General features: G+C 39.7%; 8 protein-coding genes and 2 pseudogenes. 1 reads left to right on the top strand and 9 read right to left on the bottom strand.

Features of this window, described 5'->3' with window-relative positions; translation table 11 throughout:
• The 7 genes and pseudogenes from C3Z13_RS03295 to C3Z13_RS03265 all read right to left on the bottom strand — a co-directional run.
• Positions 1-1,100 (bottom strand): annotated as a pseudogene (locus C3Z13_RS03295) (DNA-directed RNA polymerase subunit beta'); the annotation flags it as partial.
• A gap of 108 nt (positions 1,101-1,208) precedes the next feature.
• The gene (gene rpoB / locus C3Z13_RS03290; protein WP_103854987.1) at positions 1,209-5,237 is read right to left on the bottom strand and encodes a DNA-directed RNA polymerase subunit beta; all 4,029 of its coding nucleotides are present in this window, start codon (positions 5,235-5,237) and stop codon (positions 1,209-1,211) included.
• 354 nt (positions 5,238-5,591) lie between these two features.
• Positions 5,592-5,963 (bottom strand): annotated as a pseudogene (gene rplL, locus C3Z13_RS03285) (50S ribosomal protein L7/L12).
• 51 nt (positions 5,964-6,014) lie between these two features.
• The gene (gene rplJ, locus C3Z13_RS03280) at positions 6,015-6,506 is read right to left on the bottom strand and encodes a 50S ribosomal protein L10 (RefSeq protein ID WP_103854415.1); all 492 of its coding nucleotides are present in this window, start codon (positions 6,504-6,506) and stop codon (positions 6,015-6,017) included.
• A 370-nt stretch (positions 6,507-6,876) separates the two neighbouring features.
• The gene (gene rplA, locus C3Z13_RS03275; RefSeq protein ID WP_103854986.1) at positions 6,877-7,566 is read right to left on the bottom strand and encodes a 50S ribosomal protein L1; all 690 of its coding nucleotides are present in this window, start codon (positions 7,564-7,566) and stop codon (positions 6,877-6,879) included.
• 3 nt (positions 7,567-7,569) lie between these two features.
• Complete coding sequence (rplK, locus tag C3Z13_RS03270; protein WP_103854413.1) at positions 7,570-7,998, bottom strand: 50S ribosomal protein L11; 429 nt, start codon at positions 7,996-7,998, stop codon at positions 7,570-7,572.
• A gap of 152 nt (positions 7,999-8,150) precedes the next feature.
• Positions 8,151-8,531, bottom strand: coding sequence for a hypothetical protein (locus C3Z13_RS03265; protein WP_126371128.1), 381 nt, complete (start codon positions 8,529-8,531; stop codon positions 8,151-8,153).
• A gap of 127 nt (positions 8,532-8,658) precedes the next feature.
• Here C3Z13_RS03265 and C3Z13_RS03260 point away from each other — a divergent pair, with 127 nt between their 5' ends.
• On the top strand, positions 8,659-8,973 hold the full coding sequence (locus C3Z13_RS03260) for a helix-turn-helix domain-containing protein (RefSeq protein ID WP_342750339.1): 315 nt from the start codon (positions 8,659-8,661) through the stop codon (positions 8,971-8,973).
• 405 nt (positions 8,974-9,378) lie between these two features.
• Here C3Z13_RS03260 and nusG read toward each other — a convergent pair whose 3' ends face one another.
• Together nusG and secE are read right to left on the bottom strand one after the other, a co-directional pair.
• Entirely contained in the window at positions 9,379-9,930 is a 552-nt protein-coding gene (gene nusG / locus C3Z13_RS03255) for a transcription termination/antitermination protein NusG (RefSeq protein ID WP_103854984.1), read from the bottom strand.
• 1 nt (position 9,931) lies between these two features.
• A complete protein-coding gene (gene secE, locus C3Z13_RS03250) occupies positions 9,932-10,345 on the bottom strand; it encodes a preprotein translocase subunit SecE (RefSeq protein ID WP_103854411.1) in 414 nt (137 codons plus the stop codon).
• Between the last annotated feature and the right edge of the window lie 162 nt (positions 10,346-10,507).

Below are 10,507 nucleotides of genomic sequence, written 5' to 3'. Positions count from 1 at the left end.
ACATTGATGTAGATGTAAGTATGGCCCTACGGTGATTACAGAACGGCCGGAGTAATCTACACGTTTACCCAATAAGTTTTGACGGAAACGACCTTGTTTACCTTTGATCATATCCGCAAGTGATTTCAATGGACGGCGGTTAGAACCAGTAATTGCACGGCCACGGCGACCATTATCCAATAACGCATCAACAGATTCTTGTAACATACGTTTTCGTTACGCACGATAATATCCGGCGCGATCAAGTCTAATAAGCGTTTTAAACGGTTATTACGGTTGATCACTCGGCGATATAAATCGTTCAAATCTGAAGTGGCAAAACGTCCGCCATCAAGTGGAACTAATGGACGTAAATCTGGTGGTAACACTGGCAATACGGTCATCACCATCCATTCAGGTTTATTACCTGATTGAATGAAAGATTCTAATAATTTTAAGCGCTTAGTGATTTTTTTACGTTTGGTTTCTGAATTGGTTTCTTGCAATTCTTCACGCAAGGTTTCACATTCCACTTCTAGATCCATATCACGCAATAACGCTTGGATCGCTTCTGCACCCATTTTAGCTTCAAATTCATCGCCCCAACGGTCTTCTGCGTCCATATATTGTTCTTCCGTTAATAATTGACCTTTTTCAAGATCAGTCATTCCCGGCTCAGTAACAATGTAAGATTCAAAATAAAGTACACGTTCAATATCACGCAACGGCATATCTAATAATAAGCCGATACGGGACGGTAAAGATTTTAAGAACCAGATATGAGCAACAGGTGAAGCAAGCTCAATATGACCCATACGTTCACGGCGAACTTTTGCTTGTGTCACTTCTACGCCACATTTTTCACAAATTACCCCACGGTGTTTTAAGCGTTTATATTTTCCGCATAAACATTCGTAGTCTTTTACTGGCCCGAAAATACGCGCACAGAAAAGCCCGTCACGCTCTGGTTTAAACGTACGGTAGTTGATGGTTTCAGGTTTCTTAACTTCACCAAATGACCAAGAACGGATCATATCCGGTGAGGCTAAACCAATTTTGATCACATCAAAATCTTCGCTGGATTTAGATTGTGCTTTTAAAAACTTAACTAAGTCTTTCACAGATTTTGCTCCTGTCGGAGTTAAACTTATCCAAGTGCGGTGTAAAATTTTGAATTTTTTCACCGCACTTGAGTTGAGCGTACTTTAGTTTAGCTTTCGCTTATCAGATTATTCTTCGTCTAAGTCGATGTTGATACCGAGTGAACGAATTTCTTTCATAATTACGTTGAAAGATTCTGGTGTACCCGGATCCATTTGTTGGTTACCGCTCACGATGTTTTTGTACATCTTCGTACGGCCGTTCACATCATCGGATTTCACCGTGAGCATTTCTTGTAAGGTGTAAGCGGCACCATAAGCTTCAAGCGCCCAAACCTCCATCTCACCGAAACGCTGACCACCGAACTGTGCTTTACCACCCAATGGTTGCTGCGTAACAAGACTATAAGAACCTGTTGAACGCGCGTGCATTTTGTCATCAACTAAGTGGTTCAATTTGAGCATATACATATAACCTACGGTTACTGGACGTTCAAATTTCTCACCTGTGCGACCATCGTATAAGGTGATTTGACCTGAAGTTGGCAATCCACCTAGCTCTAATAAGCCTTTAATTTCTTCTTCGTGCGCACCATCAAATACTGGCGTTGCCAATGGTAAACCTTTGCGTAAGTTTTGCGCTAAACGCATTACTTCTTCATCGGTAAAGGTTGAAAGATCCACTTTTTGTGAACCGCCACCTAAGTCGTAGGCTTTTTGGATATAACCACGCAATTTCTCAACATCTTGTTTTTGTTTGATCATTGCATTAATTTGATCACCAATTCCTTTCGCCGCTAAACCTAAGTGCGTTTCAAGGATCTGACCGATGTTCATACGAGAAGGTACGCCCAGTGGGTTCAATACGATATCTACTGGCTGACCATTTTCGTCATACGGCATATCTTCAACTGGGTTGATTTTTGAGATAACCCCTTTGTTACCGTGACGACCCGCCATTTTATCCCCTGGTTGGATTTGACGTTTCACCGCAAGGTACACTTTCACCACTTTCAATACGCCCGGCGCAAGATCATCACCTTGGATAATTTTGCCGCGTTTCACTTCAAGTTTATGCTCAAAGTCTTTACGAAGTTCTTCATATTGCTCAGCTAATTGCTCTAACTGGCTTTGTTTCGCTTCGTCTGAAAGGGTTTGTTCTAACCATTTGGTGCGTTCTAATTGATCTAATTGCGCAGCGTCAATTCCGCCTGAAATCAACACATTGCGAACGCGTGCAAACAAGCCTGCTTCTAAGATCTCTAATTCTTCAACGAGGTCTTTCTTCGCTTGTTTTAGCTGCATTTCTTCGATTTCTAAGGCACGTTTATCTTTTTCTACGCCATCACGGGTGAACACTTGAACGTCAATAACCGTACCTGATACGCTGTTTGGTACGCGTAATGAAGAGTCTTTCACGTCAGAGGCTTTTTCACCAAAGATCGCACGCAATAATTTTTCTTCTGGGGTTAATTGGGTTTCACCTTTTGGCGTAACTTTACCCACAAGAATATCACCGCCTTTCACTTCCGCACCGATATAGACGATCCCTGATTCATCAAGTTTGCTTAATGCCGCTTCACCTACGTTTGGAATATCCGCAGTGATTTCTTCAGAGCCTAATTTGGTATCACGCGCCACACAAGAAAGCTCTTGAATGTGAATGGTGGTGAAACGATCTTCTTGCACCACACGCTCAGACACTAACATTGAGTCTTCAAAGTTATAACCATTCCAAGGCATAAATGCCACACGCATATTTTGACCGAGGGCAAGTTCACCAAGATCCGTTGATGGACCATCGGCAAGGATTTCACCACGTTCAATTGGCTCACCTAATTTCACGCAAGGAATTTGGTTAATACAGGTATTTTGGTTAGAGCGGGTATATTTCACAAGGTTGTAAATATCAATCCCTGCCTCACCTGCAACGGTTTCATCTTCGTTTACTTTTACAACAATACGCGAAGCATCAACGTATTGGATTGTTCCGCCACGTTTTGCTACAACCGCAACACCAGAGTCTAACGCCACCGGTTTTTCCATACCTGTACCGACTAATGGTTTATCCGCACGCAAGGTTGGTACCGCTTGGCGTTGCATGTTCGCACCCATCAAAGCACGGTTCGCATCATCGTGTTCAAGGAACGGGATAAGCGCTGCTGCCACAGAAACAATTTGCTGTGTGGATACGTCCATATAGTGAATTTCTTCTGGACGATATAAACCAGACTCACCGTGCTCACCACGACAGGTTACGAAAGTATCGGTAAAGCGTAATTCATCATCTAAGTTTGAGTTCGCCTGCGCGATAATATATTTGCCTTCTTCAATGGCCGATAAATATTCAATTTCTTCTGTAACTTGGCCGTTTACCACTTTGCGGTATGGTGTTTCTAAGAAACCATAATCGTTAGTACGCGCATACACCGCTAAAGAGTTGATCAAACCGATGTTTGGACCTTCAGGGGTTTCGATTGGACACACACGACCATAGTGAGTTGCGTGAACATCTCGCACCTCAAAGCCTGCACGTTCACGGGTTAAACCACCTGGCCCTAAGGCTGAAATACGGCGTTTATGGGTTACTTCTGAAAGCGGGTTATTTTGATCCATAAACTGAGAAAGTTGTGATGAACCAAAGAATTCTTTCACCGCTGCCGAAATTGGTTTGGCATTAATTAAATCTTGTGGAGTTACAGCTTCAAGATCACCTAAAGAAAGACGCTCTTTCACCGCACGCTCAACACGCACTAAGCCAATACGGAATTGGTTTTCTGCCATTTCACCTACAGAACGAATACGGCGGTTACCTAAGTGGTCAATATCATCTACTTCGCCGCGGCCGTTACGGATATCGATTAATTTACGCATTACATTAACGATATCTTCTTTGCTTAAAATGCCGCTACCAGTCGTTTCTTCAATGCCTAAAGAGCGGTTGAATTTCATACGACCCACCGCAGATAAATCATAGCGATCTGGTGAGAAGAACAGGTTATCAAATAAACCTTCTGCCGCTTCTTTTGTTGGCGGCTCACCTGGACGCATCATACGATAGATTTCAACCAATGCACTTAAGCGATCAGTAGTTGGATCAACGCGTAAAGTGTCTGAAATATACGGGCCGTAGTCTAAATCGTTAGTAAATAGGGTTTCGATCGTTTTGTAACCTGCTTGAGCGAGTTTCGCTAAAATCTCTAGCGTAATTTCACCATTGGCAGGACAAATCACTTCGCCAGTTTCAAGATCAACATAATCTTTCGCTGCCACTTTACCCACAATGTATTCGGTTGGTACTTCAACCTGAGTCACATTGTCTTTTTCAAGGGCGCGAATATGGCGAGCAGTAATACGGCGACCGACTTCAACATAAGTTTTTCCATTTGCCACAATATCGAAAGTTGCCGTTTCACCACGCAATCTTTCTGGCACTAAGGTCATTAATAATTTGTTATCTTCAATTTGGAAAACAACTTTATCGAAGAATAAGTCTAAAATTTCTTCTGTTGTATAGTTTAATGCACGCAAAATAATGGTTGCCGGCAATTTACGGCGGCGGTCAATACGCGCATATAAGTTATCTTTTGGATCAAACTCAAAATCTAACCAAGAACCACGGTAAGGAATAATGCGTGCGTTATAAAGCACTTTTCCTGATGAGTGCGTTTTACCTTTGTCGCTATCAAAGAATACGCCTGGGCTACGGTGTAATTGCGAAACGATTACACGCTCTGTACCATTAATCACAAATGTTCCGTTATCTGTCATCAATGGGATTTCACCCATATAAACTTCTTGCTCTTTAATATCTTTAATTGTGCCTGGCGCGGCATCTTTGTCATAGCTAACAAGACGTAATTTCACACGCAATGGTGCAGCATAAGTGGTGCCGCGAATTTGACATTCACGCACATCAAATACTGGCTCGCCTAAGCGATAGCTCACATATTGTAATTCCGTATTGCCATTGTTGCTGACAATTGGAAATACCGAACGGAATGCCGCTTCTAAGCCTTGCTGACCATCTGGATCTCTTTGGATAAATTTATCGAAAGAATCAAGTTGAATAGTTAATAAATAAGGTACATTTAAAACTTGCGGACGTTTGCCGAAGTCTTTACGAATACGTTTTTTCTCAGTATAGGAGTAACCCATTGGTTTTCCTCAGTAAATTTTAGTGAGACCGAGTTGATATAAAAGAAAAGTGCGGTGATTTTTTCACGCATTTTTATCATATCAATGATGAATCCGTTTTCAGATACCGCACTCTGAACCTTACTTCTGATGAGCGGGTTGCCATCAAACTACCAGAAAACTAGCCTGATTCACGCAACAAAACGGTGATTATTCAGTATATTTTTAATCCAAAAAGGTTAGTGAATTAAAAATGGCTGGTTATTATATAAGAATAAATAAATAAAAGTCAAGCAACTAAAAATCATATAAACAAAAACCCCGATATCACTATCGGGGTTTTTAGAACCAGAATTGGTCGCTGAAAAATCAAAATTATTTGATTTCTACTTGCGCGCCAGCTTCTTCTAATTCTTTCTTAAGTGCTTCAGCTTCAGCTTTCGCTACACCTTCTTTTAAGGTTGCTGGAGCAAGATTCCACTAAGTCTTTAGCTTCTTTTAAGCCTAAGCCAGTTGCACCACGTACTGCTTTGATAACTGCTACTTTGTTAGCACCTGCTGCTGCAAGAACTACATCGAATTCAGTTTTTTCTTCAGCTGCACCAGCGTCACCGCCAGCTGCTACTGCTACTGCAGCCGCTGCTGCTGAAACACCGAATTTTTCTCCATCGCAGAGATTAATTCTACGATTTCAGTTACTGATTTAGAAGCGATCGCTTCAATAATTTGTTCGTTAGTTAATGACATAACAATCAATTCCTAAAGTAAATAAGTTAAACCTGGTAAGAAACGCTTGGATTAAGCTGCTTCTTGTAATTTGTCGCGTAATGCTGCAAGAGTGCGAACAAGTTTGCCTGCCGCAGCTTCTTTCATTGTACCCATTAAACGTGCAATTGCTTCTTCGTAAGTCGGTAATGTTGCTAAGAATTCAACATCTTGGATCTTACCTTCAAAGGCTGCACCTTTAATTTCAAACTTATCATTTGCTTTTGCAAAATCTTTGAACAAACGTGCTGCTGCACCTGGGTGTTCAGTAGAGAATGCGATAAGTGTTGGACCTACAAACGCATCTTTTAAGCACTCGTAATCAGTGCCTTCAACTGCACGGCGTAATAAAGTGTTACGCACAACACGCATTGAAACACCAGCTTCACGAGCTGCTTTACGTAATTCAGTCATTTTATCAACGGTTACACCACGAGAATCCGCGATAACTGCTGATAGGGCACCTTTGGCTGCTTCATTTACTTCAGCAACAATTGCTTGTTTGTCTTGAAGATTTAATGCCATTGGCTGTTAGCTCCTGATACACTCCGCCTAAGCGGAACTTCTAAAAAATCTCAAAAAATCCACCGCACTTTTACTGCAAGGCAATTTCTTTTTTTGAGGCTAAGAGGTGTCCAGAAGCAGAAAATTCTGTCTGTCCACCATCTACGCAGGCGTTAAAATTAAGAAATGATTCGCATCATTTCGCCTACGGTCTTGGATGGGGCTTGATAGTAAGCACCATCAAAAATCTACCTAAGCAGATTTAGGTCGGGCATTATAGATATATTTATAATCAATGTAAACAAAAAGTTCTAACCATTAATTTTTATATCTAAATGCCAATCATAAAAAACGGCTTATTCCATTTGATAAGCCGTTTTCAAAACTCAAATTATAGGCTGCTTTGATCTACTGCAACGCCTGCACCTTGAGTGGTAGAAAGACTTACTTTCTTAATAAATACACCTTTCGCAGAAGCAGGTTTTGCTTTTGTTAAGGCGGCTAGTAATGCTTGTAAGTTTTCTTTTAATTGCTCAGGGGTGAAGTCTGCTTTACCGATTGTGGTGTGAATGATACCGTTTTTATCATTGCGGTAACGAACCTGACCAGATTTTGCATTTTTCACTGCTTCAGCAACGTTTGGAGTTACAGTACCCACTTTCGGGTTTGGCATTAAGCCACGTGGCCCTAAGATTTGACCTAACTGACCTACAACACGCATTGCATCAGGAGAAGCGATAACAACATCAAAGTCCATTTCGCCTTTCTTGATTTGCTCTGCTAAATCTTCCATACCCACTAAATCTGCACCCGCTTCTTTCGCAGCTTCTGCGTTAGCACCTTGAGTGAACACAGCAACGCGAACGTTACGACCTGTACCGTTTGGTAACACAGTCGCACCACGAACGTTTTGGTCAGATTTACGTGCATCAATACCTAAATTTACTGCCACATCAACGCTTTCTACGAATTTAGGGCTAGTAAATTGTTTTAATACTGCGATCGCATCATTGATTTCATAAGCTTTGGTTGAATCAACACCCGCTTTGATTGCTTTCATACGTTTGGTTAGTTTAGCCATTGATTAGTCCTCCACTACCAAACCCATTGAACGCGCAGTACCTTCAATAGATTTCATCTTAGTTTCGATTGTTGCACCAGTCATATCCGCTGCTTTAGTTTCTGCGATTTCACGGATTTGTGCTTGAGTTACTTTACCTACTTTATCTTTGTTCGGTTTACCAGAACCAGATTTAATGCCAGCTGCTTTTTTCAATAATACCGCTGCTGGTGGAGTTTTAGTAACAAAAGTGAATGAACGGTCTGCATATACAGTGATCACTACTGGAATCGGTAAACCTTTTTCTAAGCTCTCAGTACGTGCGTTGAATGCTTTACAGAATTCCATAATGTTCACACCTTGTTGACCTAATGCAGGACCAACTGGTGGTGAAGGGTTAGCCATACCTGCTGCAACTTGCAACTTAATATAGGCTTGAACTTTCTTTGCCATTTTAATTTCCTCGTTATGGGTGATAACGCTTTTCAGCTCCCCGTTAATTGAAACACATCAAAGATGCTTTACAAAAAACCACGAGCAAGATGACTTGCTCGTGATAGACTGCGAATTATACAATAACTTTAAGCAGAGTTACAACAAAAATATTAGAAATAACCTTTGCTATTATACATTCCAGCACTAATTCCATTTAACCCAATTTGAATCACCCCATGCTTATATAATACTCTCTCAAAATCAAATAATAATGCACTTGCAAATTTAGACTCAAGATAATCGCCTTTAATTACCATATTAAAATTCATTGCATTTAATATACTACCATTAACTGAGAATTGCATAATTATCTCTGGATCTTTTTTCAATAAATTCAAAAGCTGGTAATTAGGATAAATCCTAAACTTACCATCCTCTTTCATAATTCTAACTCTGTGCCCTTCACCTCTACAATCTGTGGCTTCAAGATAAGTGGCTGTGTCAGTCCATTTATTAGTTATCGTAGAAAAAATTGTCCCTAAAAATCCCATAATGACCTCTATGTAATACATGATTAATGAGATTATATGATATACTCTTATAACCATAGACAACACCAACTCAAAGTATTAAATTTGACCGTATTAGTAAGAAAAATTCAACTTAAGAGAGATAAATATGAAAATCCACGAAACAGTAAGGACAATGCGAGAAATCAACCAATTCACCCAAGAAGAAATGGCTGAGAAGTTGGGAATTTCACTGAATGGATATTCGAAACTGGAACGCGGCATTTCAAAATTAAGCCTAGAAAAATTAGAAAAGATTGCTGAAATTTTTCACATTAACGTTTCTGAATTATACTCTGCAACAGAAAAAGGATTTTTTTGTTTATTCAGCGAAAATAGCCAAAATAATTCTGTATATTATGCAAACAGCGATGCCGTTGCACAAGAAAATGAAAAACTCAAGCTTATCATCACACACAAGTAAGAACTGCTAAAACAAAAAGAGAAAGAGATTAAACAATTAGAAGAAATTATCCTATTATTGAAAAAAGAATAAAACAATACCTTTATTTCTTTAAAATACGGTCATTTTTTCTTTAAAAAACATTCCCAAGAGACTAGATTTCTTTATTACTTTTAGAGGTGGTACTCTTTTGCTAAGCTCATAATCACCACCTGAACAGTTTTCTGCTTCAAACAAAACATAACAATATTGTCTTTTAGAGACTATAAATCTTCCTCCTCACACTATTCCATTTTTCAGAATGGAATCTTTTATCAAGAAAGAAGAAGGACAGCTTCCACAAAAAATAGTTTCAAATATTTTTTATTCTGTTCAAAATGATAAAAACCAAATAAAAAAGGTAAGCATTGCTTACCTTTTTGTACACTAATTATTTTTCTCTACTTGTCCAAACTCTAACTCAACAGGTGTTGCACGACCAAAGATTGAAACAGAAACTTTTAGGCGACCTTTATCGTAATCGACCTCTTCCACTGTTCCGTTAAAGTCAGCAAATGGACCTTCTTTAACGCGTACATCTTCACCCGGCTGGAATACGGTTCTTGGTTTCGGTTTATCAGAATTTTGCTCAAGGCGATTTAAGATAATATCTGCTTCGCGATTGCTGATCGGGGCAGGTTTATCTGGCGTACCGCCAATAAAACCCATTACGCGTGGCACACTGCGCACAAGCTGCCAAGTGTAATCATTCATTTCCATTTGCACTAATACATAGCCTGGGAAATATTTACGTTCGCTTTTACGGCGTTTACCACCAACATTCTCAACCACTTCTTCTGTCGGCACAAGCACTTCACCAAATTGATCTTCCATTTGGTGCAATTTAATATATTCGCGTAATGTTGCTGCTACACGGCCTTCAAAGCCAGAAAATGCTTGTAACACATACCAGCGTTTTTTTGGAGTATTCTCTGTCATCTTAGAACCTCAAATTTGTTAAGAAATTAATTACAGAAACAATAATAGAATCAAGCCCCCATAAAATTAGGGAAACAATCATTGTAACAGCCATTACAATCAAGGTTGTTTGCATCGCCTCAGAACGTGTTGGCCATACAATTTTTCTTAATTCTGTTCTAGAGTCTTTTAAAAAGGCTCGTGCTTTTGTTCCTTGGTTCGTAATTGCTAAAATTCCCAAAGCAACAAGTAATAAGATCACTACCGCAACCACGCGGATTGGAGTAGAAAATTGATCTGCAAAATAAATATTTCCCACTGCTGCAACGGCAATAATGACAATGCCGAGTAGCCATAAAAAGGTATTTAGTCCTTTCGATTTTTGAAGATGTTCCGCTTGTTCAGCGTGTTTCTTTTTATCAATATTTGACGCCATAATTGTATCCATTATTCAATTAAAATCGGGATGCTGTTTTGAACGGGGAATTGTAGCATTTTCTTATTTTGTTGCCTATTAAAAATAAGAGAAATTTTCGTGATTTCATACAATAAGGACATAAATCTGCGCAAAGAAAAAACTCCTAAAATTTATACCGCA

Origin of the sequence: Avibacterium endocarditidis, from assembly GCF_002921145.1 — a bacterium.
Lineage (GTDB): Bacteria > Pseudomonadota > Gammaproteobacteria > Enterobacterales > Pasteurellaceae > Avibacterium > Avibacterium endocarditidis.
Note: the sequence above shows the minus strand (reverse complement) of the source record. Positions and strands in the feature narration are given on the sequence as shown.

Bases quoted from the DNA above. Each gene is read 5' to 3' on its own strand.
- C3Z13_RS03265 (WP_126371128.1), bottom strand. From the start codon at position 8,531: ATGGGATTTTTAGGGACAATTTTTTCTACGATAACTAATAAATGGACT.
- nusG (WP_103854984.1), bottom strand. From the start codon at position 9,930: ATGACAGAGAATACTCCAAAAAAACGCTGGTATGTGTTACAAGCATTT.
- rplK (WP_103854413.1), bottom strand. From the start codon at position 7,998: ATGGCAAAGAAAGTTCAAGCCTATATTAAGTTGCAAGTTGCAGCAGGT.
- rplJ (WP_103854415.1), bottom strand. From the start codon at position 6,506: ATGGCATTAAATCTTCAAGACAAACAAGCAATTGTTGCTGAAGTAAAT.
- rplA (WP_103854986.1), bottom strand. From the start codon at position 7,566: ATGGCTAAACTAACCAAACGTATGAAAGCAATCAAAGCGGGTGTTGAT.
- secE (WP_103854411.1), bottom strand. From the start codon at position 10,345: ATGGCGTCAAATATTGATAAAAAGAAACACGCTGAACAAGCGGAACAT.
- rpoB (WP_103854987.1), bottom strand. From the start codon at position 5,237: ATGGGTTACTCCTATACTGAGAAAAAACGTATTCGTAAAGACTTCGGC.
- C3Z13_RS03260 (WP_342750339.1), top strand. From the start codon at position 8,659: ATGAAAATCCACGAAACAGTAAGGACAATGCGAGAAATCAACCAATTC.